This is a genomic window from Bordetella sp. 2513F2, assembly GCF_054642735.1.
The window spans coordinates 432519-457835 of the sequence record NZ_CM137755.1 but is presented as its reverse complement, the minus strand read 5'-3'; the positions used below and the strand labels follow the sequence as shown (position 1 = coordinate 457835).

At 69.9% G+C, this 25317-nt stretch carries 27 protein-coding genes; 15 read left to right on the top strand and 12 right to left on the bottom strand.

All coding sequences use genetic code 11. The annotated features are described in order from the left end of the window. Nucleotides 1-5 precede the first annotated feature (5 nt). A complete protein-coding gene (gene pdxR / locus ACYBYQ_RS02205) occupies nt 6-1484 on the bottom strand; it encodes a MocR-like pyridoxine biosynthesis transcription factor PdxR (RefSeq protein ID WP_459616765.1) in 1479 nt (492 codons plus the stop codon). 226 nt (nt 1485-1710) lie between these two features. On the opposite strand from pdxR, the gene ACYBYQ_RS02200 reads away from it, so the two are divergent. From ACYBYQ_RS02200 to ACYBYQ_RS02180, 5 genes are all read left to right on the top strand, one after another. Further along, entirely contained in the window at nt 1711-2610 is a 900-nt protein-coding gene (locus ACYBYQ_RS02200; RefSeq protein WP_459616764.1) for a transporter substrate-binding domain-containing protein, read from the top strand. 16 nt (nt 2611-2626) lie between these two features. After that, complete coding sequence (locus ACYBYQ_RS02195; protein ID WP_459616763.1) at nt 2627-3268, top strand: amino acid ABC transporter permease; 642 nt, start codon at nt 2627-2629, stop codon at nt 3266-3268. 1 nt (nt 3269) lies between these two features. After that, nucleotides 3270-3938: an amino acid ABC transporter permease gene (locus ACYBYQ_RS02190; protein WP_459616762.1), complete on the top strand. Its 669-nt coding sequence runs from the start codon at nt 3270-3272 to the stop codon at nt 3936-3938. Then, a complete protein-coding gene (locus tag ACYBYQ_RS02185) occupies nt 3931-4692 on the top strand; it encodes an amino acid ABC transporter ATP-binding protein (protein ID WP_459616761.1) in 762 nt (253 codons plus the stop codon). The genes ACYBYQ_RS02190 and ACYBYQ_RS02185 overlap by 8 nt, the downstream gene beginning before the upstream one ends. 126 nt (nt 4693-4818) lie before the next feature. Then, on the top strand, nt 4819-5583 hold the full coding sequence (locus ACYBYQ_RS02180; protein ID WP_459616760.1) for an SDR family NAD(P)-dependent oxidoreductase: 765 nt from the start codon (nt 4819-4821) through the stop codon (nt 5581-5583). A gap of 22 nt (nt 5584-5605) precedes the next feature. On the opposite strand, the gene ACYBYQ_RS02175 is transcribed toward ACYBYQ_RS02180, so the two are convergent. The 8 genes from ACYBYQ_RS02175 to purT form a co-directional block, all read right to left on the bottom strand. Then, nucleotides 5606-6148, bottom strand: a complete 543-nt coding sequence (locus ACYBYQ_RS02175; protein ID WP_459616759.1) for an adenine phosphoribosyltransferase — start codon at nt 6146-6148, stop codon at nt 5606-5608. Nucleotides 6149-6202: 54 nt separating this feature from the next. After that, nucleotides 6203-7945 (bottom strand): thiol reductant ABC exporter subunit CydC, encoded by a 1743-nt coding sequence (gene cydC / locus ACYBYQ_RS02170; protein ID WP_459618683.1) that lies wholly within the window; start codon nt 7943-7945, stop codon nt 6203-6205. Beyond that, the gene (gene cydD, locus ACYBYQ_RS02165) at nt 7945-9702 is read right to left on the bottom strand and encodes a thiol reductant ABC exporter subunit CydD (RefSeq protein ID WP_459616758.1); all 1758 of its coding nucleotides are present in this window, start codon (nt 9700-9702) and stop codon (nt 7945-7947) included. The genes cydC and cydD overlap by 1 nt, the downstream gene beginning before the upstream one ends. After that, a complete protein-coding gene (gene cydX / locus ACYBYQ_RS02160; RefSeq protein ID WP_459616757.1) occupies nt 9699-9824 on the bottom strand; it encodes a cytochrome bd-I oxidase subunit CydX in 126 nt (41 codons plus the stop codon). Before cydX ends, cydD begins: the two co-directional genes overlap by 4 nt. Before the next feature lie 12 nt (nt 9825-9836). After that, nucleotides 9837-10991: a cytochrome d ubiquinol oxidase subunit II gene (gene cydB, locus ACYBYQ_RS02155; RefSeq protein WP_459616756.1), complete on the bottom strand. Its 1155-nt coding sequence runs from the start codon at nt 10989-10991 to the stop codon at nt 9837-9839. 10 nt (nt 10992-11001) lie between these two features. After that, nucleotides 11002-12570: a cytochrome ubiquinol oxidase subunit I gene (locus ACYBYQ_RS02150; protein ID WP_459616755.1), complete on the bottom strand. Its 1569-nt coding sequence runs from the start codon at nt 12568-12570 to the stop codon at nt 11002-11004. 127 nt (nt 12571-12697) lie between these two features. Continuing rightward, nucleotides 12698-13246 (bottom strand): GbsR/MarR family transcriptional regulator, encoded by a 549-nt coding sequence (locus ACYBYQ_RS02145; RefSeq protein WP_459616754.1) that lies wholly within the window; start codon nt 13244-13246, stop codon nt 12698-12700. A gap of 225 nt (nt 13247-13471) precedes the next feature. Next, nucleotides 13472-14689: a formate-dependent phosphoribosylglycinamide formyltransferase gene (purT, locus tag ACYBYQ_RS02140; protein ID WP_459616753.1), complete on the bottom strand. Its 1218-nt coding sequence runs from the start codon at nt 14687-14689 to the stop codon at nt 13472-13474. 140 nt (nt 14690-14829) lie between these two features. Between purT and ACYBYQ_RS02135 the strand changes: the two genes are divergently transcribed. The 8 genes from ACYBYQ_RS02135 (at nt 14830) to hprK (ending at nt 20723) form a co-directional block, all read left to right on the top strand. Next, on the top strand, nt 14830-15819 hold the full coding sequence (locus ACYBYQ_RS02135) for a KpsF/GutQ family sugar-phosphate isomerase (RefSeq protein ID WP_459616752.1): 990 nt from the start codon (nt 14830-14832) through the stop codon (nt 15817-15819). A gap of 14 nt (nt 15820-15833) precedes the next feature. Beyond that, nucleotides 15834-16436, top strand: coding sequence for a KdsC family phosphatase (locus ACYBYQ_RS02130; protein ID WP_459616751.1), 603 nt, complete (start codon nt 15834-15836; stop codon nt 16434-16436). A 9-nt stretch (nt 16437-16445) separates the two neighbouring features. Then, complete coding sequence (gene lptC, locus ACYBYQ_RS02125) at nt 16446-17081, top strand: LPS export ABC transporter periplasmic protein LptC (protein ID WP_459616750.1); 636 nt, start codon at nt 16446-16448, stop codon at nt 17079-17081. After that, nucleotides 17078-17695: a lipopolysaccharide transport periplasmic protein LptA gene (gene lptA, locus ACYBYQ_RS02120; protein WP_459616749.1), complete on the top strand. Its 618-nt coding sequence runs from the start codon at nt 17078-17080 to the stop codon at nt 17693-17695. The genes lptC and lptA overlap by 4 nt, the downstream gene beginning before the upstream one ends. Then, entirely contained in the window at nt 17695-18486 is a 792-nt protein-coding gene (gene lptB, locus ACYBYQ_RS02115) for an LPS export ABC transporter ATP-binding protein (protein WP_459616748.1), read from the top strand. The genes lptA and lptB overlap by 1 nt, the downstream gene beginning before the upstream one ends. A gap of 211 nt (nt 18487-18697) precedes the next feature. Beyond that, the gene (hpf, locus tag ACYBYQ_RS02110) at nt 18698-19033 is read left to right on the top strand and encodes a ribosome hibernation-promoting factor, HPF/YfiA family (RefSeq protein ID WP_459616747.1); all 336 of its coding nucleotides are present in this window, start codon (nt 18698-18700) and stop codon (nt 19031-19033) included. A 297-nt stretch (nt 19034-19330) separates the two neighbouring features. After that, on the top strand, nt 19331-19786 hold the full coding sequence (locus tag ACYBYQ_RS02105; RefSeq protein WP_459616746.1) for a PTS sugar transporter subunit IIA: 456 nt from the start codon (nt 19331-19333) through the stop codon (nt 19784-19786). Nucleotides 19787-19793: 7 nt separating this feature from the next. Further along, the gene (gene hprK / locus ACYBYQ_RS02100) at nt 19794-20723 is read left to right on the top strand and encodes an HPr(Ser) kinase/phosphatase (RefSeq protein ID WP_459616745.1); all 930 of its coding nucleotides are present in this window, start codon (nt 19794-19796) and stop codon (nt 20721-20723) included. A gap of 25 nt (nt 20724-20748) precedes the next feature. Here the strand turns inward: hprK and ACYBYQ_RS02095 are convergent, their stop codons facing one another. Together ACYBYQ_RS02095 and ACYBYQ_RS02090 are read right to left on the bottom strand one after the other, a co-directional pair. Next, on the bottom strand, nt 20749-22032 hold the full coding sequence (locus ACYBYQ_RS02095; RefSeq protein WP_459616744.1) for a cytochrome c: 1284 nt from the start codon (nt 22030-22032) through the stop codon (nt 20749-20751). Further along, nucleotides 22029-22757, bottom strand: coding sequence for a c-type cytochrome (locus tag ACYBYQ_RS02090; protein WP_459616743.1), 729 nt, complete (start codon nt 22755-22757; stop codon nt 22029-22031). The genes ACYBYQ_RS02095 and ACYBYQ_RS02090 overlap by 4 nt, the downstream gene beginning before the upstream one ends. Before the next feature lie 123 nt (nt 22758-22880). Between ACYBYQ_RS02090 and rapZ the strand changes: the two genes are divergently transcribed. Both rapZ and ACYBYQ_RS02080 read left to right on the top strand, forming a co-directional pair. Further along, nucleotides 22881-23762, top strand: a complete 882-nt coding sequence (gene rapZ, locus ACYBYQ_RS02085) for an RNase adapter RapZ (RefSeq protein ID WP_459616742.1) — start codon at nt 22881-22883, stop codon at nt 23760-23762. Continuing rightward, on the top strand, nt 23759-24724 hold the full coding sequence (locus ACYBYQ_RS02080; protein ID WP_459616741.1) for a septal ring lytic transglycosylase RlpA family protein: 966 nt from the start codon (nt 23759-23761) through the stop codon (nt 24722-24724). Before rapZ ends, ACYBYQ_RS02080 begins: the two co-directional genes overlap by 4 nt. A gap of 15 nt (nt 24725-24739) precedes the next feature. On the opposite strand, the gene ACYBYQ_RS02075 is transcribed toward ACYBYQ_RS02080, so the two are convergent. After that, nucleotides 24740-25303, bottom strand: a complete 564-nt coding sequence (locus ACYBYQ_RS02075) for a methylated-DNA--[protein]-cysteine S-methyltransferase (protein ID WP_459618682.1) — start codon at nt 25301-25303, stop codon at nt 24740-24742. Between the last annotated feature and the right edge of the window lie 14 nt (nt 25304-25317).

Genomic DNA, 25317 nt, shown 5'->3' with positions numbered 1-25317 from the left:
CCGGACTATATGCGCCCCATCACCTCCGCCAGCCGCGCGATGCCGGCCTCGATGCGTTCGGCCGCGATGGCGGAGAAACCCAGCCGGAAATGGCGATCGGAAGGCGCCGCATCGAAGAAATGCGGCAGTCCCGGCTCGATCAGCACGCTGCGGCGCGAGGCCGCCCAAGCCAGCTTCTGCGTGCTCATGCCTTCCGGCGCCTGGAGCCAGAACGCCGAGGCGCCCGCCCCGCTGGCGTAGGTGCAGCCGCCCAGGTGGCGTTCGATGGCCATACGCAGCGCGTCGTGCTTGCGCGCATGCGCGGCGCGGTAGCGCCGCAGGTGCGCGTCGTAGTCGCCCTGGGCCAGGAAGCGCGCCAGCAGCCGCTGGGTGTGCAGCGGCACGTGCCGCAGCATGAGCCGGCGCAACGCCCGCAGCTCGCGCACCAGTTCCTCGTCCGCCACCAGATAGCCCAGCCGCAGCCCCGGCGCCAGGCTCTTGGAAAAACTGCTGATGTACACCACCCGCCCGTGCAGGTCGTCGGCCTTGAGTGCCGGCGGCGGATGGCTGGAGAGATCGAGGTCGGCGTCGTAGTCGTCTTCGACGAGCACCTGGTCGTGCCGATGCAGCTGGCTCCACAATTGGGTGCGCCGGGCCGCGGCCAGCGTGACGCCGGTGGGCACCTGGTGGCTGGGCGTGATGTAGACGTAATCGCAGGCGGCAAGCCGTTCGTCGATGCGTATGCCCTGCGCATCGACCTCGTGCAGCGACACCTCGGCGCCCTGCATGGAGAACACGTTCCAGGCATCGCGGAACCCGGGGTTCTCGATCCCCACGCGCACGCCCGGCCCGGTGAGCAGGCGCGCCAGCAGATAAAGCGCGTGCTGCGAGCCCAGCGTGACCAGGATCTCGCCGGGAGCGGCCTGGATGCCGCGCTTGGGCAGCACGCGCGTGCGCAGCTGGGTGATGAGCTCGGGGTCGTCCTGGTCGGCCGCATCGCCGATCCAGAAATTGCGGTGCTGGGCGTCGAGGATCTCGCGGGCCGCGCGGCGCCAGGCCACCGCCGGGAAAAGCAGCGGATCGGCCTGGCCATAGGCATAGGGATATTCATACTGCCGCCAGTTGCTGGGGCGCAGGATGCCCTGGTGCGGCCCTGCCGGATTGCGGATGCGTGCGCCCCAGCTTGGGGCACAACCGTCGCGTTGCAGGCCCTGCCGCGGTGCAGGCTCGGCAGCCGACGCGGCCGGGGCCTCGCGGTAGTCGGGATGCAGGTAGTAGCCGCTGCGCGGGCGGCTTTGCAGGAAGCCCTTCTCCTGCAGGCTCTCGTAGACCAGCGCCACGGTGTTGCGCGATACCGAAAGCTGGCGCGACAGCTCGCGGCACGACGGCAGGGGTTCGTCGGGCGGAAAGATGCCGTGCAGGATGGCGCCCACCAGCGCCTCGCGCAGCTGCTCCTGCAGGCCGCGCGACTGCTGGAAATCCAGGTGGAAGTAATGGTCGATCACGGTGAGACTCCGTCTGCCGGACGATCACTTCCTTTCCCAAGCAAACGCCATGCCAGAAACCGGGCCCCTGCCCGTCTGGCCAGGGCAGGCCACGCAACTGTCCCTATCTGGCCGCCCGGCACAGCCCCTAAGATGGGCCCGGCACGGTTCGCTGCAACGGCTGCATGGCAGACCGGCCTGGCGCCCCGGCCGGGGCGCCCATACCAGACCGACAAGGGGAAGTTCCATGCCTACCATTCCAACCACGGCTGCGTCCGCCTTCGTTGCCCTGGGCCGCAGGCTCAGGGTCGCGGCGCTGGCAGGGGCCCTGTGCGCGGCCGCAGTGTCGCCTGCCGCGCATGCCGACCTGGGCGACGTCCAGAAGCGCGGCGAGCTCAAGGTGGCCACCGAAGACGACTACGCGCCCTTCAACTACATCGTCGACGGCAAGCCCGTGGGCTTCCACGCCGACCTGCTCGAGGACCTGCGCAAGTACGCCGGCGCCAAGTTCAAGGTCTCGCAGGACATCCTGCCCTGGACCGGCCTGCTGACCTCGGTGTCCGCCGGCCAGTACGACATCGCGTTCACCGGCGCCCTGGTCACCGACGAACGCCTGAAGGTCTTCGACTTCACTCCGCCCTTCGCCTCCGCCCAGCACTATTACGTCAAGCGCGCAGGCGACGACAGCCTCGGCGACGTCGCCACCCTGTCGGGCAAGACGGTCGGCGTGCAGGCCGGCAGCGCCCTGCTGGCCCGCCTGCCCGAGCTGGAGAAGATGCTGGCCGCCAAGGGCGGCAAGCTGGGCGAGGTGGTGCAGTACCCGTCTTACCCGGAGGCCTATGCCGACCTCGCCAACGGCCGCCTCGACTACGTCGTCAATGCGGTGATCTCCGTCAACGACCTGGTCAAGGCGCGGCCCAAGGTATTCGCCAAGGGCGTGGCCGTGTCGGGCAACGGGTTCGCGGGCTGGCCCATCCCCAAGGGCAACCCCGAGCTCCTCAAGTTCATGACCGGCTTCATGGACGAGATGCGCAAGAGCGGCCGGCTGGCCGAGCTGCAGAAGAAGTGGTTCGGCGAAGCCTTCCCCGACCTGCCCACCGTGCCCATCACCACGGTCGAGCAGTTCCACAAGCTGGCAGGCATGTAGCACGACGCGGGCGCCCATGGACGGACAAGCCTGGAAGATGCTGCTCGACGGAGCCTGGGTCACGGCCTGGGTTTCCGGCGTGGCCATCGCCATCGGCGTGGTGCTGGGGCTGGCGATGGCGCTGCTGCGCATGGCGCGCATCCCGGTCCTGGATCCGCTGCTCGCCACGTGGATCAGCCTGGCGCGGGCCACGCCGCTGGTCACGCTGGTGCTGTTCATCTTCCTGGCCAGCCCGGCCGTGGGCCTGCCCCTGAACCGGGAATGGGCCGCCGTGCTGGCCCTCACGCTCAATACCTCGGCCTTCAACGCCGAGATCTGGCGCTCGGCTTTCCGCGGATTCTCGCGCGAGCAGCTCGAAGCCGCGCTGGCCTGCGGCATGCGGCCGGCCCAGGCCTTCCGGCGCATCATGCTGCCGCAGATGGTGGTCACCAGCATGCCCGGCCTGGTCAACGAGATGTCGTTCCTCATCAAGGGCAGCCCGGCCATCGCGGTGATCGGCCTGGTGGACCTCACCCGCGTCACCAACCGCATCGCCGCGGTCACCTACGAGCCGCTGCCCCCCATCCTGGCCGCGGCGGCGATCTACATGGCGCTGATCGCGTTGCTGGTCCGGCTGCAGGCATGGGCCCAGCGCAGCGCCAACCGGCTGGCGATGTAGCATGCTCGACAACTGGCAAACCGTCTGGCAGGCACGCGACACCCTGATCGCCGGGTTCGGCAACACCGTCGTGCTGTTCGTCCTGGCCGCCCTCGCGGGCTTCGTGCTGGGCTGCCTGCTGGTGTACCTGCTGGAAGGCCGCGACACGCCCCCGCGCCGCGCCCTGCGCCTGGCGATAGACCTGCTGCGCATGCTGCCCTTCCTGATCTTCATCTACCTGCTCTATTACGGCCTGCCCGCGCTGGGACTGCGCCTGAAGGCCTGGGATGCGGGCCTGGCGGGCCTGGCCATCTACTACGGCGCGTACTTCGCCGAGGTGCTGCGCGGCGCGCGCCTGGTGCTGCCGCCCGGATCGCTGGAAGCGGCCTACGCGCACGGCTACCGGCGCAGCAAGGCCTTCCTGCGCATCGTGCTGCCGCAGCTCCTGATGCGTACGCGCGGCGAAATGGGCAACCTGCTCATCATGTGCCTGAAAGACACCTCTTTCCTGGGCATCATCACGGTGGCCGAACTCACCGCCGCCGCCAACGCCGTGCAATCGCGCTATTTCATCCCGGTGGAGGCCTTCCTGGTCGTCATCGCGCTCTATTGGCTGCTGGGCATCGCGATCGAACTGCTGGTCCGCTGGTGCCGCCGCTACGGCCGGATGCGAGGATTCGAGCATGACTGAAACACCCGCGGTATCGATACGCAACCTGTCCAAGAGCTTCGACGGCTACGAGGTGCTGCGCGACATCAATCTCACCGTGCGCAAGGGCGAGGTGGTCAGCATCCTGGGATCCTCGGGCTCGGGCAAGTCCACGCTGCTGCGCTGCGTGAACTGGCTGGAACAGCCCGACCGCGGCGAGGTCCGCATCGGCGGCCGGCGCATGGGCGTCGACGAGGCCAGCGGCCGCCCGCTGCGCAGCCGTGCCCTGGCGGCCATGCGGGCTCGCACCGGCATGGTGTTCCAGAGCTTCAACCTGTGGCCGCACTTCACGGCGCTGCAGAACGTCATGGAGGTGCCGGTGCATGTGCAGGGCGTGCCCAAGGCGCGGGCCCGCGAACAGGCCATGGCCCTGCTGGCGCGGGTAGGCATGGCGGACAAGGCGTCGCAGTATCCGCACACGCTGTCCGGCGGGCAGAAGCAGCGGGTGGCCATCGCGCGCGTGCTGGCCATCGAACCGGAGGTGCTGCTGTTCGACGAGCCCACTTCGGCCCTGGACCCCGAACGCGTCGGCGAAGTGCTGGCCGTCATGCGCGACCTGTCCGCCGACGGCTACACCATGATGGTGGTCACCCATGAAATGGATTTCGCGCGCGCGGTGTCCGACCAGGTGGTGTTCCTGGAGCAGGGCAAGATCATCGAGCAGGGCAGCCCCGAAAAATTCTTCACCAGCCCGGACACCGAACGCGTGCGAAAATTCCTGGAGCTGGAAGGCTAGCGCCTGCCGCGCGTGCCAGGCAGGCCGGGGCCGGCTCCATACGCGCCCGGATACGCGCCCGGATATCCCGTCCGGATGCCCCGGGCACCGCACCGATCTTTTTCCGCCACCACACAGATCCCTGTCATGAAAAAAATCGTCTTCATCACCGGCGCCACCTCCGGTTTCGGCCGCGCGGCCGCGCGCCGCTTCGCGGCCGACGGCTGGTCCCTCATCCTCACCGGCCGCCGTGCCGAGCGGCTGCAGGCCCTGCAGCAGGAGCTGTCCGCGCAGGTACCGGTGCACATCGCGCCGCTGGACGTGCGCGACGCGTCCGCCGTCAAGGCGGTGGTCGATGCCCTGCCCGCCGATTTCCGGCCGGTGCGCGCCCTGATCAACAACGCCGGCCTGGCGCTGGCGCCCGCGCCGTCCCAGACCGTGAAGCTGCAGGACTGGCACACCATGATCGACACCAACATCACGGGCCTGGTCAACGTCACCCACGCGGTGCTGCCCATGCTGCTGGAAACCGGTGCGGGGGCCAGCATCGTCAACCTGGGTTCGGTGGCGGGCCAGTGGCCCTATCCCGGCGGCCACGTCTATGGCGCGTCCAAGGCCTTCGTGCAGCAGTTCAGCTACAACCTGCGCTGCGACCTGCTGGGCACGGGTGTGCGCGTCACCGACATCGCCCCGGGCATGGCCGAGACGGAATTCACGCTGGTGCGCACCGGCGGCGACCAGGCCGCCTCGGAAAAGCTGTATCGCAGCACCACGCCGCTCACGGCCGAGGATGTCGCCGAGCAGATCTTCTACGTGGCCACCCTGCCCGACCACATCAACATCAATCGCCTGGAAGTCATGCCCACGCGCCAGGCGTGGTCGCCGTTCGCGGTGGACCGCGACCCGGCCTGAGCCGGGGTCCGGCGCGCCGCGGTCAGTCGTCGAACCGGCACACCGTGTACAAGGGCGTGCCGGTGGCGGCGATCTGCGCCGAGCCGCCCAGGTGCGGCAGGTCGATGATGGCCGCGGCCTCGACCACGTTGGCACCCAGGCGCTGCAGCAGCTTGATGGCGGCCAGCATGGTGCCACCGGTGGCGATGAGGTCGTCGACCAGCAGCACGCGCTGGCCGGTGCGCACGGAGTCGGTGTGCATCTCGACTGCCGCATTGCCGTACTCGAGCGTGTATTCTTCCGCCACGGTGCGATAGGGCAGCTTGCCCTTCTTGCGCACCGGCACGAAGCCGAGGTTGAGCTCATACGCCAGCACGCTGCCCACGATGAAGCCGCGCGCATCCACGCCCGCCACCAGATCGAGCTTCTGGCGCATGTAGCGATAGACGAAGAGATCGATCAGCACGCGGAAGGTGCGCGGGTCCTGCAGAATGGGGGTGATGTCACGAAACGTGATGCCCGGGCTGGGCCAGTCGGGAACGCTGCGGATGGTGCGCCGGATGAGATCGGCGTAATCGGTCTGCATGATGGCCGTCCCGGAGAATTGAGGCAAGGCGCACTATAACCGCCGCACGGACCTTTAGGCCAGCGGCCCTGCGCGTCGACACACTGTTGCAGGATGCATGTCGGGACTGTTGCATGGGCCCGGCGCGGCCGCGCCCACAGCGCACAGCCTCCCGGCGTGCAGCCGCAGGCTGCGATGGACCGTGCCCGCAGGCAGGGCCGCGTGCGTGGCGACGACCGCGGCGCGCCCCTGCAGTGCCCGGCCCAGGTCGCCCAGGAAGTCGGCTTCGGTGGCCGCATCCAGGCCGGCCGTGGGCTCGTCCAGCAGCACGACGGCTGCCGGCGCCAGCAGCACCCGCGCCAGGCACAGCCGGCGCGCCTGCCCCGCCGACAGGCCGGCGCCCGTCTCGCCCACCCAGGTGTCCAGGCCGTCGGGCAGGCTGCGCACGAAATCGCCCAGGCGCGCGGCGTCCAGCGCCGCCCAGAGCGCCGCATCGTCGGCTTCGGCCCGGCCGATCAGCAGGTTGGTGCGCACCGTGCCGAGGAACACCGGCGAATCCTGCGACAGCAGCGCAATGCGCCGATGCAGTTCGGGCTGCGCGCAGGCACGCACGTCCACCCCGCCGTAGCGCACGCTGCCCGCCTGCGGGTCGTCGATGCGCATCAGCAGATGCAGCAGCGTGGATTTCCCCGAACCGCTTGCGCCCAGGATGGCCACGCGCTCGCCGGGCGCCAGCCGCAAGTGCGCGCCGTCGAGCACCGTGCCCGCGCGCTGGCCGGGATAGGCATAGACCAGGCCATCGGCCACCAGCTCGCCCTGCGCGGGCAGCGGCACGGGATCCGCGGGATCGAGCAGGTCGGGCTCGGCCTGCAGCACGTCGGCGATGCGTCGCGCGGCAGCCGCCGCGCCTCCCAGGCGCGCGGCGCCGCGCATGATGGGCCCCGCCACTTCGAAGAGACCCAGGGTGGCCAGCAGCAGGCCCGCCAGCAGCGGCCCCGACAGCGCCCCCGCGGCAAATCCCTGCAGGCCCAACCACAACACCGCGAGCAGCGCACAGCCCGCCGCGGCCTGCACCAGCCAGAGGCCGCGGGCCGCGATCCCGGCCTGCGCCAGACGCGCCGCGGCGGCCTCGTCGCAAAGCGCCTGGAAACGCGCCTGGGCGGGTGCCACGGCATGCAGCGCAACAAGGTCTGCGTGCGCCTCGACGGCATCGATCACCGAAGCGCGCAGGGCCGCGGCACTCGCCTGGGCCGCTGCGCCGGGCCTGCGCGAAGCGCGCTGCAGCCATGCCGGCACCGCGACGGACACGAGCAGCAGGACGGCCCCCACCGCCAGCGCAGCGGCGGGCAGCCAGCGGCCCAGCACCGCGGTATAGATGCCACCCGCGAGCAGCGCCGTCGCCAGGGGGGCGATGCCCAGCAGGAAGACCGTATCGAGGGCATCCACGTCGCCGGTGAGTCGCGCCACGAGGTCCCCGCCCCGATAGCGGGCCAGTTGGCGCGGCGTGAGGCGTACCAGGCGGGCGAACACCCGGCTGCGCAAGTCGGCCAGCAGCCGCAGCGTGGCGGCATGCCCCACCAGGCGCTCGGCATAGCGCGCCGCGATGCGCACGAAGGACAACCCCCGCACGAGGGCCGAGGGTACGAAGAGATTGAAATAGGCGCCGGCCCCCGCCAGCGCGGCGGCCGTAAGGAACCAGCCCGACACGCCCAGCAGCGCCACACCTGCCGCCACCGTGAGCAGCGACAGGGCCAGCGCGCCCAGCAGGGCCTGGCGACGCGCGCGGTACAGGGACCACAGCAGGCCGCGTCGCGTCATCACGCCACCTCCTGCAGGCGGCCGTCGGCCAGCGCCAGCCGCCGCGGCAGGCGCCGCGCCACGGCTTCGGAATGGGTCACCAGCAGCAGCGTGCGGCCGCGCGCATGGGCCAGGATCGCATCGAGCACGCGCTCCTGGGTATCGGCATCGAGATGCCCGGTAGGCTCGTCCAGCAGGATCAGGCCGGGATCGCGCAGGAACAGGCGCGCAAGCGCCACGCGCTGCGCCTGGCCGCCAGAGAGACCGGCGCCGCGGCTGCCCAGGCGCGTCTGCAGGCCGGCCGGCAGGCCGTCGGCAAACTCCAGCACACAGGCCTGGCGGGCGGCGGCCTCGACTTCGGCAGGCGTGGCATCCGGGCGGGCGAGCCGGATGTTGTCGGCAATCGAGCCGTCGTGCAGATAGGGCTTCTGGCCGATCATGAGCACGCGCTCGCGCAGCGCCGCCTCGGGCCAGTCAGGCAGGGCCCTGCCGTCGATGGCGATGCTGCCTCGCGCCGCCCTCAGCCTGCACAGCACTTCCAGCAGCGTGGTCTTGCCGGCGCCGCTCGCGCCCATGAGCGCCACGTGCTCGCCCGGCGCCAGCGCCAGCGCCAGGCCGCGCAGCACCGCGCCGCGCCCATCGGCGGCCAGCTCCAGCCCGGCTGCGCGCAAGGCCGCGCCACCGCGCTGCACCGGATTGCCGGCGGGGGCCGGCGCAGGCAGGTCCGCAGGCGCCGGCGCGTTCAGGTCGGGCAGGCCGCCGAATATCCGGTCGATCTGCGCCACGGCAGCACGCGCGGCGGCACGGTCGTGGTAATGCGCGGCGAACTGGCGCAGCGGCGCATAGACCTCGGGCGCCATCAACAGGCAGAAGAAACCGGCCTGCAGGGTGAGGGGCTGGCCCCGCACGTCGAGATAGCCGAGGTAGCTCAGGCCGATATAGACGGCCACGCCCGCCACGCCCAGCGCCGCGAAGAACTCCAGCACCGCCGACGAAAGAAAAGCCACGCGCAGCACGGCCAGGGTGCGCTGGCGCAGCGCGTCGCTGGCATCGGCCACGGCGCGGGCCTCGGCTTCGGCGCGGCCGTGCAGCCTCAGCGTGGACAGGCCTCGCAGCCGGTCCGCGAAGAATCCCGACAGCCGCGCGAAGGCACGAAAGTGGCGGCGGCTGGCCGCCTCGGCGCTCCAGCCCACCAGCGCCATGAAGAGGGGAATCAGCGGCGCCGTCACCAGCAGCAGCAGCCCGGCCACCACATCCGCCGGCAGCACCACCACCGCAAACGCCACCGGCAGGATGGCCGCCGCCCCCATCGAGGGCAGGTAGCGCGCAAAGAAGCCATCCAGCGCCTCGGCCTGCTCCACCACGGCGCTGGCCAGCTCACCGGATGCGCGGCGCCGGCTCCACTGCGGACCCGCGCGCAGCATGTGCGCATACAGCGCGCCGCGCACCTGGCGCTTGATCCCTTCGGCGGCGCGGGCGCCGGCCAGCTCCGCCATCCAGGCCAGCGCAGCCCGCAGCACGATCAGCCCGGCGATGGCGCCGATCGGCGCCAGCAGCCCGGCGCGCGCCACGCCTTGCACGATGGCGGCATCCAGCACGCGCGACAACAGCCATGCCTGCAGCACCAGCAGCACCCCGCCCGCCAGCGGCGCGGCGGCGGCCAGCCCCAGCGGCAGCCGCACCGCCCGCGCCCGGTCTGCCAGCCAGCGCACCTGGGCGCGCGGCGGCTTGTAGAGGGTGGCGGCGGGATCGTGTTCGACGGCGGGCGTGGCGCTCACAGCCGGCGTGCGGGGTTGCGGGGATCATGCGCCTCGCCCTCGCGAAGCTCGAACCACATCGCATTGAGGATGGCGAAGGCGCAGGCCAGGCCCAGGCCCAGGATCCACGAGAAATACCACATGGCGCGTACTCCTTAATACGAGTTGGGCGTGCCGCCGACCGACTCGTCGGTGACCTTGCCGCGCATGACACGATAGACCCACGCGGTGTAGACCGTGACGATGGGCAGGAACACCACGACCGCGATCAGCATGATCCACAGGGTGAGCAGGCTGGACGAGCCGTCCCAGATCGTGAGGCCCGCCCCGGGCTGGGTGGACGAGGGCATGATGAAGGGGAACAGCGCGAAGCCCACGGTGAGGATCACGCCGGTGATCGACAGCGCGGAAGCCAGGAAAGCCGGCACGTGGGCGCGCAGCGTGAGCAGCAGCAAGGCCCCCAGGGCCCCGGCCACGCCCAGCGCGGGCGCGATCCACATCAGCGGCCAGCGCGCGTAGTTCGCCATCCATCCGCCGTTGCTTACCTCGACCGTCTTCAACATGGGATTCGAGGCCGCGCCCGGATCCACCGCGCTGGTGATCACATGTCCGTCGATGCCATGGGCCACCCAGAAGCCGCCCGCCACGAAAAGCACGGCCGTGGCCAACGCGGCCAGCCGACCCCAGTTGCGCGAGCGCTCTGCCACGGCGCCGCCGGTGCGCCAGGCCAGCAGCACCGCGCCATGCATGGCCAGCATGGCCACGCTGAGCAGCCCCGCGAGCAGCGCGAACGGCGCGAACAGCTGGTAGAAGTGGCCGGCGTACACCGGGCGCAGGGTGGCGCTGTCGAAGCCGAACGGCACGCCCAGGACGATGTTGCCCATGGCCACGCCGAACACCAGGGCCGCCACCACGCCGGAGAAGCACAACAGGCCGTCCCAGGTGCCGCGCCAGCGCGTGCCGTCCATCTTGCTGCGGTACTTGAAGCCCACCGGACGCAGGATCAGGGCCACCAGCACCAGCATCATGGCGAGATAGAAGCCGGAGAACGAGGCGGCGTACAGCAGGGGCCATGCCGCGAAGATGGCGCCGCCCGCCGTGATGAGCCAGACCTGGTTGCCCTCCCAGACGGGCCCCACCACGTTCAGCACGACGCGACGCTCGGCATCGGTGCGCGCCACCACGGGCAGCAGCGCCGCGACCCCCAGGTCGAAACCGTCCATCACGGCGAAGCCGATGAGCAGCGCTCCCAGCAGCACCCACCAGATCACGCGCAGCGTGGCGTAGTCGAGGGGAATCAGTGTTTCCATGGAGGACTCCTCAAGCGTGCACGGCGGCCTGGACCGGATCGGCCTGCCCGCCCGGTTCGGCGTCGGCCTTGGGGCCGGCGTGGATGGCATGCAGCATGACCTTCACGCCCACCACCAGCAACACGGTGTAGAGGACGAGGAAGATGGTCAGGCTGATGGCCAGATCGGTGAAGCTCAGGCCCGACGCGGCATAGTAGGTGGGCAGCACGCCTTCGATCACCCAGGGCTGGCGGCCGTACTCGGCCACGAACCAGCCGCATTCGATCGCGACCCACGGCAGCGGCAGGCTCCACAGCGCAATGCGCAGCAGGCCGGGCCGGGCATCGAGCCGCCCGCGCGAGGCCAGCCAGAACGCCACGGCGAAGAACAGGATCAGGTACATGCCCACCGCCACCATGATGCGGAAAGTCCAGAACAGCGGCGCCACGCGGGGCACCGTGTCCCAGGCCGCCTGCGCGATCTGCGCGTCGGTGGCCTTGGAGAGGTCGGGCTCGTAGCGCTTGACCAGCAGCGCATAGCCCAGGTCGGGCCAGGTCCGGTCGAAGATGCGGCGCGCCTCGGCGTCCTGCGGATCGGCGCGGATGCGCTGCAGCGCCTGGTCGGCCACGATGCCCTCCCGGATGCGCGCCTCGGCGCGCTTGACCAGGTCTTCGATGCCCAGCAGCGGCGTGGTGAGCGAGCGCGTGCCGATGATGCCCATCACGTACGGGATCTCGATGGCATAGTCGTTGCGGCGTTCCGCCTGGTTGGGCAGCGCGAACAGGTTGAAGCTCGCCGGCGCCGGCTCGGTATGCCACATGCCCTCCATGGCGGCGATCTTCATCTTCTGGTGCTCGGTGGTGAGGTAGCCGCTCTCGTCGCCCAGCACCACGACCGACAGCGCCGAGGCCAGGCCGAAGCTGGCCGCCACGGCCATGGAACGCTTGGCCAGGTCCGTGTGGCGGCCCTTGAGCAGGTACCAGGCGCTGATGGACATGACGAACATGGCGCCGGCCACGTAGCCCGCGCTGACCGTGTGCACGAACTTGGCCTGGGCCACCGGGTTGAACAGCACCGCGGCGAAGTCGGTCATTTCCATGCGCATGGTGTCCGGGTTGAACACCGCGCCCACCGGGTTCTGCATCCAGCCGTTGGCGATCAGGATCCAGAGCGCCGAGAGGTTGGTGCCGAACGCCACCAGCCAGGTGACTACCAGGTGGCCCACCTTGGAGAGGCGATTCCAGCCGAAGAAGAACAGGCCCACGAAAGTGGCTTCCAGGAAGAAGGCCATCAGGCCTTCGAGAGCGAGCGGAGCGCCGAAGACGTCGCCCACGTAATGGCTGTAGTAGGACCAGTTCATGCCGAACTGGAACTCCATGACCACGCCCGTGGCCACGCCCAGCGCGAAGTTGATGCCGAACAGCGTGCCCCAGAACATCGTCATGCGCTTCCAGATCTGGCGGCCCGTCATGACGTACACGCTTTCCATGATGGCCAGGAGGAAAGACAGGCCGAGCGTGAGGGGAACGAAGATGAAGTGGTAAAGCGCTGTGGCGGCGAACTGGAACCGCGACAGATTGACGACATCGAGATCGATCATGAGGACGCTCCCGGGCGATCGGAGAAATTGCCGCCACTGGGCCGGCGGGAGCCGGGCCATGCGGGCCATGATACGAGGGTTGTGTGCAGCAGCATAGGGCTTCTCCCGGCGGTGACCCGAAGCAGGATCACGCGCGTCCTCCTCTGAACTTACCGGCAAATTCCAGCACCTTCTGTATGCGCGAGCCCAGCTTCATGAGGTTCTGCAGGGTCTCGGGCGGCAGGCGCTGCACCTCGTCGAACCAGCCGGTGGACAGCTCGATGAGTTCCAGCATCTCGCGCATGCGCTCGTGCGCGTAGGCCTGGGTCTCGTCGCGGGGTGCGTCGAGCAGGGTTTCGCGCAGCAGCGTGAGGGTCGGATCTATCTCGCGCTTGCGCTTCTCTTCCATCAGCACGCGGAAGATCTCCCAGACATCCTTGGGCGTTTCGAAGTAGTCGCGCCGGTCCCCCACCTGGTGCACCAGCTTCACCAGGCGCCAGGACTGCAGCTCCTTCAGGCCCATGCTGACATTCGAGCGCGAGAACCCGAGCGCCTCGGCGATGTCGTCGGCATGCAGCGGCACGGGCGACAGGAAAAGCAGCGCATAGATCTGGCCGACGGTACGGTTGACGCCCCAGCGGCTGCCCATTTCGCCGAAATGCAGGACGAAGCGTTCAGTGGATTCAGGCAGGCCCATCGAAGTGTTTTGTTACCTTGAATTCAGGAATTACTGAAATTATCGAACTTACAGAAATAAAAAGCAATGACCGCGCGCCGGCGCGCTGCGAGAGCGCGCAACGGGACCGGCGCGCGCATTGTGGCGCGGCAACAGGAAAGAAGGGGCGGGAAAGAAGGCGCCGGTTTGATCCAGCGCAAACCGGCCGGAAAAAGCGTACGGCGCGCCAGGGCGCCGTACGGGGGATCAGCCCGCCTGCACGGAGACGGCGCCCGAGACGCGGCGCGCCTTGCTGCGCGCCTGGTCGACGTCGAGGGCGGTGGCCAGGCCCACGCCCATGCGGCGCTTGACGAAGGACTCGGGCTTGCCGAAGAGGCGCACGTCGGTGCCGGGCTCGGCCAGGGCCTGGGCCACGCCGTGGAAGGTGACGCCGCGCGCGTCGACGCCGCCATAGATGACGCTGCTGGCGCCCGGGCGCAGCAGCGCGGTATCGACGGGCAACCCCAGCAGCGCACGCGCATGCAGCTCGAATTCGTTCTGCGCCTGGGTGATCATGGTGACCATGCCGGTATCGTGCGGCCGCGGGCTGACCTCGGAGAACCAAACTTCGTCCCCGGCCACGAAAAGCTCCACGCCGAAGATGCCCAGGCCGCCCAGCTCGGAGGTGACGGCCAGGGCGACGTCGCGCGCGCGCGCCAGCGCGACGGGCGACATGGGGTGCGGCTGCCAGCTCTCGACGTAGTCGCCGTCGACCTGCCTGTGCCCGATGGGCTCGCAGAAGCGCGTCTCGATCTCGCCGCCGGCCCCGCGGGCCCGCACGGTGAGCAGCGTGATCTCGTAGTCGAAGCGGATGAAGCCCTCGACGATGGCCCGTCCGCCGCCGACCCGCCCGCCCTCCTGCGCGTAGCGCCAGGCCTCGGCCACGCCGCCGGCGTCGCGTATGACGGACTGGCCCTTGCCGGAAGAGGACATCACGGGCTTGATCACGCAGGGATAGCCTATGCCGTCGTCGATGGCGGCGCGCAGCGCTTCCTCGGAATCGACGAAGCGATACGGCGAGGTGGGCAGGCCCAGGGTCTCGGCTGCCAGGCGGCGTATGCCCTCGCGGTTCATGGTGAGCTGCGCCGCGCGGGCCGTGGGCGTTACCCGTGCCGCGCCGGCGGCCTCGAGCTCGACCAGGAGGTCGGTGGCGATGGCCTCGATCTCGGGCACGATGATGTGCGGGCGCTCCTGCTCGATGACGCGCCGCAGCGCCTCGGGATCGGTCATGGAGACCACGTGGGCCCGGTGGGCCACCTGGTGGCCCGGCGCATCGGCATAGCGGTCTACGGCAATGACTTCCGCGCCCAGGCGCTGCAGTGCGATGATGACTTCCTTGCCGAGTTCGCCCGAGCCGAGCAGCATGACGCGGGTGGCGGAAGGAGAGAGCGGCGTGCCGAGCACGGGAGCAGGAAACGAAGACATGATGGAAACGAGCCAGGGAGCAAGGCGTTGAACGGCCCGCAGCGGGCCCGGACGCGCGGCGCCGGTGCGCCGCCGAGGCCGCCAGAATGCCATAGGGGCCCTTCCCGGGCAACCGGCGCCAGTACGATTAAAATCCGGCCATGACCCATCCCACCCTCCCTGTGTCCGGGGACGCGATCGCGTCGGCACGGCGCACACTACAGACTGAAGCACAGGCCATCCACGATCTCTCCGCACGGCTGGACGACAGCTTCGTGCGCGTCGTCGAGATGCTGCTGGCATGCCGCGGGCGCGTCGTCGTGAGCGGCATAGGCAAGACCGGGCACATCGCCCGCAAGATCGCCTCCACGCTGGCCTCCACCGGCACGCCGGCGTTCTTCGTGCACGCCGCCGAGGCGGTGCACGGCGACCTCGGCATGATCACGTCCGACGACGTGCTGATCGCCCTGTCGTACTCCGGCGCCGGCCAGGAACTGATCACCATCCTGCCGGTGGCCCGCCGCATGGGCGCGCGGCTGGTGGCCATCACGGGCAACCCTGAATCCGAGCTCGCCCGGCTGGCCGACGTGCACCTCGACGCCAGCGTGGCCCAGGAAGCCTGCCCGCTGAACCTGGCGCCCACCGCCAGCACCACGGCCGCGCTGGCCCTGGGCGACGCCCTGGCGGTGGCCTGCCTGGAGGCGCGCGGCTTCGGCACCGACGACTTCGCCCGCTCGCATCCCGGCGGCGCGCTGGGCCGCCGGCTGCTCACCCACGTGCGCGACGTCATGCGGCAGGGCGCGGCCCTGCCCACGGTGCCCGAGGATGCCCCGCTGTTCCGCGCCCTCGAGGAAATGTCGTCCAAGGGCATGGGCATGACGGCCGTGGTCGACGCAGACGGCCGCCCCGTGGGGATCTTCACCGACGGCGACCTGCGCCGGCTCATCGAGCGCCACGGCGACGTCCGCGGCCTGCAGGTGCAGCACGGCATGACGCGCTCGCCGCGTACCATAGGCCCCGATGCGCTGGCGGCCGATGCCGCCCTGCAGATGGACGAATCCCGCCTCAACCAGATGCTGGTCGTCGGCACCGACGGCCGCCTGGTGGGCGCCCTGCACACTCATGACCTGATGGCCGCCAAGGTGGTCTAGGGCGTTCTCCCACAATGACGACAGCTCCCTCCGCCACCCATCCCGCCGAAGCGCTCGTGCTGGCGCGCATCTCCCCCGCCGTGCGCGAGCGCGCCGCCGCCGTGCGCCTGATGGTGTTCGACGTCGACGGCGTGCTCACCGACGGCAGCCTCTACTACGGCGAGAACGGCGAAGTCTTCAAGCGCTTCCACGCCCTCGACGGCCATGGCCTGCGGCTGCTCATGGAGGGCGGCGTGCAGGTGGCGCTGATCACGGGCCGCTCGGGGCCGGTGGTCGACCGCCGCGCGGCCGAACTCGGGGTGGCGCTGGTGCAGCAGGGCGTGCGCGACAAGGCCTCCGCGCTGACTGAACTTGCGCAGCGCCTGGGCATCCAACTCACTGAAACCGGCTACATGGGCGATGACATCATCGACCTGCAGGCCATGCAGCGTGCCGGCTTCGCCGCCAGCGTGCCGAATGCGCCGGGCTACGTGTCGCAGGCGGCGCACTGGGTGTCCGGCCTGCCGGGCGGCAGCGGCGCCGTGCGCGAATGCTGCGACCTGCTGCTGGCGGCGCGGGGCCGGCTCGGCGCGTTCCTCGCGACGCCCACGCTGTTTAGCCGCGGCGCCATCCAATAAACTCCCTGCATGAAAGAGCGCTTCCCCTCCCTCATCGCCCTCTTCCTGCTCTGCGCCCTGGTGCTGGGCACGTGGTGGGCGGCCGACTACGCGCGCCGCGCGATCCCGGTGGATCCGCCGCGCCGGCTCACGCACGAAATGGACTCGTGGGCGCGCGACTTCGTCATGCTGCGCACCGACGCGGCCGGCAAGCCGATCAACCGCCTCGAAGGCGAGTACGCCGAGCACTTTCCCGACGATGACTCCTATCACGTCACGTCGCCGCGTGCCGTCGGGCAGCAGGAAGGCAACCCCATCACCATCGGCGTGTCGCGCACGGCCATCATGGAAAAGGGCGGCAAGCGCATCCTGATGAACGGCGACGCGCACGTGCACCGCCAGGCCGACGCCAACAACGACGCGCTCGACGTGCGCAGCCAGCAGCTCATCATCCTGCCCGACGACGACGTGGTCTACACCGATCTGCCCGCCCAGGTGGTAAAAGGCAGTTCACGCATGAACGGCACGGGCATGCACTACGACAACAAGACCCGGCAGCTGCGGGTATCGGCGTCCACCGACGTCGAGATCGCCGGGAACGAACGGACGAGGCGCGACCGCGAAGAGACCGCCCCGCCCGCGAACACCAACCAGAACCAACCATGACACATCCGACCGTCCTCGCCACGGCGCGCGTGCTGGGCACCCTGATCCTGGCGGCCGCCTGCGGCCAAGCCCTGGCGCAAGGCCAGGGCGGCAGCGACGCGCCGGCCGAAGAGCCCAGCACGCTGATCCTGTCCGACACCCTGCACTACGACGACATCAACCGCAAGAGCGTGTTCACGGGCAATGTGGTGCTCACCCGCGGCCTCATGAAGCTCACCTCCGACCAGCTCGAGGTGCACGAAGACAAGGCCGGCAACCAGTACGGAACCGCCACGGCCGACAAGGGCAAGGTGGTCACGATCCGCCAGGAACGGCCGGCCACCTTCGAAGTGATCGAGGGCAAGGGCCTGCGCGCCGAGTACGACAGCAGCAAGAGCCAGTTCGACCTCATCGGCCAGGCCATCGTCACCCGCTACGTCTGCGGCAAGCCGTTCGACACCATCCGCGGCCAGCGCGTGCGCTACAACGAAAAGACCGGCGTCTACGAGGCGCAGGGCGGCCCGCAGTCTGCCGCTGCCGGAGGCCGCGTGCGCTCCGTGGCCGAACCGCGCGCCAAGACCGATGCCGCCATCGCCGCCTGCCGCAGCGCGCAGTCGGGCAAGAAGGGCAATTGATGAGTCCCAGCACCTCGTCCACCATCGCCGGCGCCACGGGCGCCGCCAAGCAGGGTAGCCTGCGCGCGGTCGGCCTGCGCAAGAGCTACAACGGCCGCGCCGTCGTGCAGGACGTATCGCTTTCCGTGGTCAGCGGCGAAGTCGTCGGCCTGCTGGGTCCCAACGGCGCCGGCAAGACCACCAGTTTCTACATGATCGTGGGGCTGGTGCCGGCCGATGCCGGCCGCATCGAGATCGACGGCAACGCCATCACTGCCATGCCGATCCACAAGCGCGCGCGCATGGGCCTGTCGTACCTGCCTCAAGACGCCTCGGTGTTCCGCCGCCTCACGGTCGAGCAGAACATCCGCGCCGTGCTCGAGCTGCAGCTCGATCCCGCCGGACGGCCGCTGGGCTCGACCCGCATCCAGGAAGAACTGGAAACGCTGCTCGACGAACTGCAGATCGGCCACATCCGCGGCAATGCGGCCATCTCGCTGTCGGGCGGCGAGCGCCGCCGCGTCGAGATCGCCCGCGCCCTGGCCACGCGGCCGCGCTTCATCCTGCTCGACGAACCCTTCGCAGGCGTGGACCCCATCGCCGTGATCGAGATCCAGCGCATCGTGCGCTTTCTCAAGGGCCGCGGCATCGGCGTGCTCATCACCGACCACAACGTGCGCGAGACGCTCGGCATCTGCGACCGCGCCTACATCATCAGCGAAGGCAAGGTGCTCACCGACGGCCATCCCGACGAGATCGTGGGCGATCCGGCGGTGCGCCGGGTGTACCTCGGCGAACACTTCAAGATGTAATCCGGCCGGGCCTGCCAGGCCCGGGAAGACCCCTATCCTCCCAGCCCCTGCGCGGCCCGGCATACCGGGACCGCGCAACTTGTGTTGGCCGCAGGAGTCTATACACTAGTACTTGAATACCCCGCAAAACCCTGAGCAGAGGAGTCCCGCCACACCAACCTTCCCCGCGCATCCTGCGCAAATTTTCTCTTTTCCAGAAGGAGAGCACGCTATGAACCTGAGCATCTGCGGTCGTCATCTCGACGTCACCCCGGCCATCCGGGAATATGTCATGAACAAACTGGCGCGAGTGCTGCGACATTTCGATCACGTCATCGATACCCAGGTCATGCTCTCAGTAGAGCCCCTGCGGCACAGAGCCGAGATCACCATGCATCTGCGTGGCAAGGACATCCACTGCGAAGCCGTGGACGAGAATCTGTACGCCGCCATCGACCTGCTGGCCGACAAGGTCGACCGCCAGGTACTCAAGCACAAAGACAAGGTCCAGAACCACGCTGCCGAACCCGTGAAACGGCAAGCCGCTGCCCAGGCGCAGCAAGCGTGAGCCCCTGCCTTGCGCGCCCGCCATGCGGGCCGCGTCCCTGACCGCCCAGCGGTCGTCCGTACCGATGTCCCGCACGCACCTGCCGCCGGGACATCGGCATCGCCCCTCCCCCTGTTTTCCACCGATGCCGGCACGATTCCGTCCCGCTCTTCACAGCGCTGCCCTGCTGCGGCTATGCTCTGGGGCTTGGCCCGCAGAGAGACGGGCGCTCCCTGCCGGGCTGCCGCAAAACCGTGGGCCGGGCCGGGGTCGCCGGGCTTTTTTTGCGCTGCGGCATAAAAACCTATAATCCGTCGCATGAATCATTTGTCGCGCATCCTCCCCGCCGGCAACGTCGTGCTCGACATGCTGGCCACCAGCAAGAAGCGGGCATTCGAACAAGCCGGCCTGCTCTTCGAAAACCATCACGGCCTGGCCCGTTCGATCGTCTTCGACAGCCTGTTCGCCCGCGAACGCCTGGGCTCCACCGCCCTGGGCCAGGGCGTGGCCGTGCCGCACGGCCGCGTCAAGGGCCTGGACCAGGCGCTGGCCGCGTTCGTCCGGCTGGCCCAGCCCATTCCCTTCGACGCGCCCGACGGCCAGCCGGTATCCATGCTGCTCTGTCTGCTGGTGCCCGAAGCCGCCACGCAGCAGCACCTGGACATCCTGGCCGAACTCGCCCAGCTGATGTCCAACAAGCCGCTGCGCGATGCCCTGGCCACGGAGCCGGATCCGGCCCGCGTGCACCGGCTGCTCACAACCGGAGAGCTCTGACACCGCCATGCTCACCGTCCAGGAACTGGTCGACGACAATGCCGACAAGATACCGTTCACGTGGATTGCCGGCCAGAATGCGGCCGACCGCGCCATTCCTGACGACGGCATGGCTGCCGCCGACCTCGTCGGCCACCTGAACCTCATCCACCCCTCGCGCGTGCAGGTGTTCGGCCAGGAAGAACTGGCCTATTACACCCGCTTCGACCTGCGCCGCCGCATGCACCACATGGACGAGCTGCTGATCGGCGGCGTCCCGGCCATCCTGCTGGCCGACGGGCTTTCCCCGCCCCAGGACCTCATCGACCAGTGCGAGCAGCACCAGGTGCCGCTGCTGTCTACTCCCGTGGCCGCGGCCCAGCTGATCGACCTGCTGCGCATCTACCTGGGCAAGAAGCTGGCGCCCACCACCACGGTGCACGGCGTGTTCATGGACGTGCTGGGGTTGGGCGTGCTGATCACCGGCGAATCCGGGCTCGGCAAGAGCGAGCTCGCGCTGGAGCTGATCTCGCGCGGCCACGGCCTGGTGGCCGACGATGCCGTGGAATTCTCGCGCACGGCTCCCAATGTGATCGAGGGCCACTGCCCCCAGCTGCTGCAGAACCTGCTGGAAGTGCGCGGCCTGGGCCTGCTCGACATCCGCACCATCTTCGGCGAGACCTCCGTGCGCCGCAAGATGCGCCTGAAGCTCATCGTGCACCTGGTGCGCGCCAGCGCACAAGACAAGTTCGAACGCCTGCCGCTCCAGGACATCACCCAGGACATGCTGGGCCTGCCGGTGCGCAAGGTCATGCTGCAGGTGGCGGCCGGGCGCAACCTGGCCGTGCTGGTCGAGGCCGCGGTGCGCAATACCATCCTCAAGCTGCGCGGCATCGACACGCTGGGCGAATTCATGGAACGCCAGGCCATGGCGATCCTGCAGAGCAGCAACAAATGACGCCGGCCCGCCCGGCGGGCCGGCATCACCGGGCGGCGTAATCCCGGGCGCGCTTGACCTCCAGCGGCTGCACCGGTCCGGCGCGGTTGCCCCACTGGTTGCGCACATAGGTGGCGAGCATCGCCACGTCGTTGTCATTGAGCACCTGGCCGAACGGCGGCATGCCGTGGGGCCGCGGATTGGCCGCCGTGGCCGGGGCATACCCGCCTTCGAGCACCATGCGGATCACGTTCAGCGCCGACGGCGCGGTCACGCCGGGATTGCCGGCCAGCGCCGGCCAGTCGGTGCCCGCGCCCTCCCCCGACTCCCCGTGGCACTGGACGCAATGCTGGCCATACAGCTTCCGGCCGATCTGCATGGCCGCGTCCGGCACGGGTCCGGCCGGCGGCGGCGCAGGCGTGGCCGGCAGCGATTTCAGGTAGACGCCGATGGCCCGGGCGTCGTCGTCCGTGAGATATTGGGTGCTGCCCCGCACCACCTCCGCCATGGGACCGCTGGCGGCGGCATGGCGCGACAACCCGGTCTGCAGCAGCGCGGCGATGTCCTGCTCGCTCCAGCGGCCCAGCCCGGAATCCAGGTCCCCGCCCAGTGACGGGGCATACCAGCCCAGGCCTGCGATCACCCCGCCCGGCAGCTGCTCGCGCTGCTGCGTGGCCCCCAGCCGGTTGCGCGGCGCATGGCAGGCGGCGCAATGGCCCAGTCCCTCCACGAGGTAGCGGCCACGGTTCCATGCCTGCGGCCGGTCGGCGCGCGGCACGGCGACGCCGGGGCTGAAGTACAGGGCGCGCCAGGCAGCCAGCAGGATGCGCCGGTCGTACGGGGCCGCCAGCGCGTGCGGCCGGCTGGGCTGGCGCACCGGCTGCAGGCTGCGCAGATAGGCATACAGGGCATCGGTGTCGGCGCGCGTCAGCCGGGTGTACTCGGTATAGGGGAAGGCGGGATAGAGCAGCGTGCCGTCCGGCCGCTGGCCATTGTGCAGCGCATGCCAGAAGTCCTCGGCCGTCCAGGCGCCGATGCCCGTGTCGCGGTCCGGCGTGATGTTCGGTCCGTACAGCGTGCCGAACGGCGTGGGGATGGGCGTCCCGCCGGCATAAGGGATGCCCCCCTGGGCGGTGTGGCAGGCCGCGCAATTGCCCAGCCGCGCCAGATAGCGGCCGCGCTCGATGCGCTGGGCGGGGTCGCCGCCGCCGGCAGGCGGCGGCGGGGCCTCGCTGCGCGTGCCCATGGCATACAGCAGGCCCAGCGCGGCCAGCACCAGGACGGCCAGGCCCGCGCAAAGGTAGCCGAAGCGGCGCGCGGTTGGCGTCATTGCGCGGCTCCGCCGTGCGGGGTGGCGGGGGCGGCATGCGACCCCTGGCTGCCGCATGCGCGCGGCAGAGGCGCGTCGGAAACGGGATCGGCCGCATAGCCCTCCGGCACGGGCTGGGCCGCCAGCCAGGCAGACAGGGCCGCGACGTCCTCGGGCGTCAGGGCGCGCGCCACGTCGGCCATGCAGTCAGGTTCGGCGGCGCGCCGCAGGCCGGTGCGCCAGCTGCCGACCTGGGCTGCCAGATAATCGCGCGACAGGCCGAGCAGACCCGGGATGGCGGGCAGGCGTCCGCCCAGGACGGCGCCGTGACAGGCGGCGCAGGCCGGCAGGCCTCGCGCGGCATCCCCCTCGAACACCAGCTGCCGGCCGCGCGCCAGCGCATCCGGGGCCGCCCCACCGGCTGCCGGGGGCGGATAGCCGGCCTGCTGGGCAGCGAAATGGCCCGCCATCTCCGCCAGGTAGGCATCGGGAAGGCCGGCCAGCAGGCGTTGCATGGGAGGATAGCGGCGGCGCCCGTCGCGGAAATTGAGCAACTGGTGATACAGGTATCCCTGGGGCTTGCCGGCCAGCCGGGGATAATAGCCGTCGGGCCCGGCGCGCCCCTGCGCGCCATGGCAGGTCGTACAGGCGGCCACGCGCGCTTCCATCGTGCCCGGGCGCAGCCTGCCGGCGTCCTGCGCCCACGCGCCGGCTTCCGCCACCAGCGCGAGCACCACGGCTGACATACTTATGCGCAACGACGAGGCTACCATCGGGGTCGGTCCGGCGTCGGGCTGTCGGGAGGGGCCGGCGGCCCGCCCGGGAGTCCGCCGTCCAACGACAGCATAAACCATGCCACAATCATGCCCATGTTGAGCGTCGTCCTAATCACCGGGATTTCCGGCTCGGGCAAATCGGTCGCCCTGCGTACACTGGAAGATACCGGTTACACATGTATCGATAATCTACCGGTGCGCTTCCTCGGCGAGTTCATCGAAGACGCGCGCCGCGACGTCATGGACCGCATCGCCATCGCCATCGACGTGCGCTCGCCCGGCGCGCTGGCCGACCTGCCCGACGTACTCGCCACGCTGCGCGACATGGAAGTCAGCCTGCGCGTGGTGTTCCTCGACGCAGACACCGACACCCTGGTGCAGCGCTATTCCGAATCGCGCCGCCGCCATCCGCTCACCGACCGCGCCGCCCGCGGCGGACACAGCCCCTCGCTCACCGAGTGCATCGACCTCGAACGCGAAATGCTGGCGCCGCTGCGCGACCAGGCTCACGTCATCGACACGTCGAATCTCACGCCCGGCCAATTGCGGGCCTGGATCCGCGACCTGATCCAGGCCGACCGCGCGCCCCTGGTGCTCACCTTCGAATCGTTCGCCTACAAGCGCGGCGTGCCCAACAGCGCCGACCTCGTGTTCGACGTGCGCTGCCTGCCGAACCCCTACTACGACCGCACGCTGCGTCCGCTCACCGGGCGCGACCAGCCGGTGGCCGACTGGCTGGCCGGGTTCGATGCGGTAGGCCAGATGATCGACGACATTGCCGGCTTCATCAGCCGGTGGCTCCCTGCCTATACCCAGGACACCCGCAGCTACCTCACCGTGGCGGTGGGCTGCACGGGCGGCCAGCACCGCTCCGTGTATGTGGTCGAGCAGCTGGCGCGCCGCTTCGCCAGCCATCGTCCCCTGCTCGTGCGCCACCGAACCCAGCCCGCGCCGGCGGAGGCACATGCCACATGAGAATTGCCCGTTTCCCGTACCTCCTCATCGCCTTCTGCATCGCCACCCTCGTGGCGGGCTGCTCCACCTCCCCGAAAAAAACCGCCAGCGTAAAGCCCGGCGGCTACTACCAGGATGACGGCCCCGGCATCGATCCGCCGCCCGACCTGGATGCCACCCCTGACGCCATACCGCGCATCGAACCGCTGGCCACCGGCGCCAACCAGCCCTACGTGATCTTCGGCAAGCGCTACGTGCCCCAGACCGCCGAGAAACCTTTCCGCCAGGAAGGTCTCGCCTCGTGGTACGGCAAGAAGTTCCACGGCAACAGCACGTCCAACGGCGAGACCTACGACATGTACGCCATGACGGCGGCCCATCCCACGCTGCCCATACCCAGCTACGCCCGGGTCACCAGCAAGGTCAATGGCCGCAGCGTCATCGTGCGCGTCAACGACCGCGGCCCCTTCCACGGCAAGCGCATCATCGACCTCTCGTACACGGCCGCGCACCGGCTGGGCCTGGTCGCCCGGGGCAGCGGCCCCGTCGTGGTGGAACGCATCACGCCCGAGGAGATCCGGGCCATGGCCTCCCAGACCCAGGCTGCCGCCGCAAACGATCCCGGCCCCGCCAGCCTGCAGGCCATGGCCATGCCCGCGGTACAGGAAGGCGGCGCCGAAGCGCCGGCCGCCGTTACCGCAACGGCCCCGGCCGCCTCGGCCGGCTCCATGGCGGCGGACGCCGGCACGAAGGTCTACCTGCAGATGGGCGCATTCAGCCAGCAGGCCAACGCGCAGGAACTGGCCAGCCAGGTCAATGCCCGCCTCAACGGCGCGGACGGGCTGCCGCCCGCGGTGATCGAGCGGGGCGACCGCCTGTATCGCGTGAAGATCGGACCCTACGCCAGCCGGGAATCGGCCATGGGCGCGGTGCAGGCCGTCTCCGACCGCACCGGCATCCTGCCCAGCCTCACCACCCGCTGACGCTGGCCCTTGGGCCTACCAGGGCAGCGCCAGCTGGCCGCTGCCGGTGCGCCGGGCGCGCGCCGCCGGGCCGGCGTAGCGGTGTCCTTCGTGCGCCAGCAGCGCGTGCTTGCGCGGCAGGCCGCCACCGAATCCGGTGAGCGAGGTGTCGTGCCCCACGATGCGGTGGCAGGGGATGAACAGCGAGATCGGATTGCGCCCCGCGGCGCCGCCCACTGCCCGCACGGCCCTGGGCCGGCCGATGCGCCGCGCCAGTTCGCCGTAGCTGGCGGTGGCGCCGAACGGAAGTTCGCACAGTGCTGCCCATACCTGCACCTGGAAAGCCGTGCCGCGGGGCTTCAACGGCACGTCGAAGTGCCTGCGCCCGCCATCGAACCATGCCTGCAGTTCCGCTTCGGCCTGTCGCAGCACCGGCACGGGCACCGCGCGCCACCCTTGCGGCGCGGGCAGGTCGGCCTGGTCCAGGAACCACGCGCCGCACAGCGCGTCGTCGAGCGCCGCCAGCCGCATGGGGCCCAGCGGGGTGGGCACGTCCCGGTACGCGGGCGGGGCCGCGGAGGCTGCAAAGGCGCGCAGCATGTCTGCTTCGGGCC

Excerpts from the sequence above, each read along its gene's own strand:
- ACYBYQ_RS02200 (WP_459616764.1), top strand. The coding sequence starts at position 1,711 with ATGCCTACCATTCCAACCACGGCTGCGTCCGCCTTCGTTGCCCTGGGC.
- ACYBYQ_RS02195 (WP_459616763.1), top strand. The coding sequence starts at position 2,627 with ATGGACGGACAAGCCTGGAAGATGCTGCTCGACGGAGCCTGGGTCACG.
- ACYBYQ_RS02190 (WP_459616762.1), top strand. The coding sequence starts at position 3,270 with ATGCTCGACAACTGGCAAACCGTCTGGCAGGCACGCGACACCCTGATC.
- ACYBYQ_RS02185 (WP_459616761.1), top strand. The coding sequence starts at position 3,931 with ATGACTGAAACACCCGCGGTATCGATACGCAACCTGTCCAAGAGCTTC.
- ACYBYQ_RS02180 (WP_459616760.1), top strand. The coding sequence starts at position 4,819 with ATGAAAAAAATCGTCTTCATCACCGGCGCCACCTCCGGTTTCGGCCGC.
- ACYBYQ_RS02175 (WP_459616759.1), bottom strand. The coding sequence starts at position 6,148 with ATGCAGACCGATTACGCCGATCTCATCCGGCGCACCATCCGCAGCGTT.
- cydC (WP_459618683.1), bottom strand. The coding sequence starts at position 7,945 with ATGACGCGACGCGGCCTGCTGTGGTCCCTGTACCGCGCGCGTCGCCAG.
- cydX (WP_459616757.1), bottom strand. The coding sequence starts at position 9,824 with ATGTGGTATTTCTCGTGGATCCTGGGCCTGGGCCTGGCCTGCGCCTTC.
- cydB (WP_459616756.1), bottom strand. The coding sequence starts at position 10,991 with ATGGAAACACTGATTCCCCTCGACTACGCCACGCTGCGCGTGATCTGG.
- ACYBYQ_RS02150 (WP_459616755.1), bottom strand. The coding sequence starts at position 12,570 with ATGATCGATCTCGATGTCGTCAATCTGTCGCGGTTCCAGTTCGCCGCC.
- ACYBYQ_RS02145 (WP_459616754.1), bottom strand. The coding sequence starts at position 13,246 with ATGGGCCTGCCTGAATCCACTGAACGCTTCGTCCTGCATTTCGGCGAA.
- purT (WP_459616753.1), bottom strand. The coding sequence starts at position 14,689 with ATGTCTTCGTTTCCTGCTCCCGTGCTCGGCACGCCGCTCTCTCCTTCC.
- ACYBYQ_RS02135 (WP_459616752.1), top strand. The coding sequence starts at position 14,830 with ATGACCCATCCCACCCTCCCTGTGTCCGGGGACGCGATCGCGTCGGCA.
- ACYBYQ_RS02130 (WP_459616751.1), top strand. The coding sequence starts at position 15,834 with ATGACGACAGCTCCCTCCGCCACCCATCCCGCCGAAGCGCTCGTGCTG.
- lptC (WP_459616750.1), top strand. The coding sequence starts at position 16,446 with ATGAAAGAGCGCTTCCCCTCCCTCATCGCCCTCTTCCTGCTCTGCGCC.
- lptA (WP_459616749.1), top strand. The coding sequence starts at position 17,078 with ATGACACATCCGACCGTCCTCGCCACGGCGCGCGTGCTGGGCACCCTG.
- lptB (WP_459616748.1), top strand. The coding sequence starts at position 17,695 with ATGAGTCCCAGCACCTCGTCCACCATCGCCGGCGCCACGGGCGCCGCC.
- hpf (WP_459616747.1), top strand. The coding sequence starts at position 18,698 with ATGAACCTGAGCATCTGCGGTCGTCATCTCGACGTCACCCCGGCCATC.
- ACYBYQ_RS02105 (WP_459616746.1), top strand. The coding sequence starts at position 19,331 with ATGAATCATTTGTCGCGCATCCTCCCCGCCGGCAACGTCGTGCTCGAC.
- hprK (WP_459616745.1), top strand. The coding sequence starts at position 19,794 with ATGCTCACCGTCCAGGAACTGGTCGACGACAATGCCGACAAGATACCG.
- ACYBYQ_RS02095 (WP_459616744.1), bottom strand. The coding sequence starts at position 22,032 with ATGACGCCAACCGCGCGCCGCTTCGGCTACCTTTGCGCGGGCCTGGCC.
- ACYBYQ_RS02090 (WP_459616743.1), bottom strand. The coding sequence starts at position 22,757 with ATGTCAGCCGTGGTGCTCGCGCTGGTGGCGGAAGCCGGCGCGTGGGCG.
- rapZ (WP_459616742.1), top strand. The coding sequence starts at position 22,881 with ATGTTGAGCGTCGTCCTAATCACCGGGATTTCCGGCTCGGGCAAATCG.
- ACYBYQ_RS02080 (WP_459616741.1), top strand. The coding sequence starts at position 23,759 with ATGAGAATTGCCCGTTTCCCGTACCTCCTCATCGCCTTCTGCATCGCC.
- ACYBYQ_RS02075 (WP_459618682.1), bottom strand. The coding sequence starts at position 25,303 with ATGCTGCGCGCCTTTGCAGCCTCCGCGGCCCCGCCCGCGTACCGGGAC.